Here is a 407-nt window from a genome sequence, read left to right on the forward strand (position 1 = left end):
GGCGAATAACGAACGATTCGTTTTACTGACGGAATAAAACCCATATCAAGCAATCGGTCAGCTTCATCAATCACCAAAAATTCAATTCGATCCAACCAAACTTCTTTTTGCTCAACGAAATCAATTAGACGCCCCGGTGTCGCCACTATAATGTCAACAAAGTTACGATCTAACATTTTCTTTTGTTTATCAAAATCTACACCACCTAACAATGTTACGAGATGTAAGTCTGAAAATTTGGTTAATGCTTTTGCATCACTTTCAATTTGTAGTGCCAATTCACGGGTTGGCGCTAAAATTAAAGCACGCGGCTCTCCACGGAAGCGCTGATCTTGAACTGGGTTATTCAATAAATCATTGATCACACTAATTAAAAAAGCTGCAGTTTTACCTGTACCTGTTTGTGC

1 protein-coding gene is annotated in these 407 nt (G+C 38.6%); it reads right to left on the minus strand.

What is annotated here, in order from left to right; genetic code table 11:
• Positions 1-407 (minus strand): DEAD/DEAH box helicase (locus B4237_RS04495; protein WP_286941649.1); only part of this gene is annotated, 407 nt, incomplete at both ends.

The organism is Acinetobacter sp. UBA6526 (assembly GCF_002434875.1).
GTDB lineage: Bacteria > Pseudomonadota > Gammaproteobacteria > Pseudomonadales > Moraxellaceae > Acinetobacter > Acinetobacter venetianus.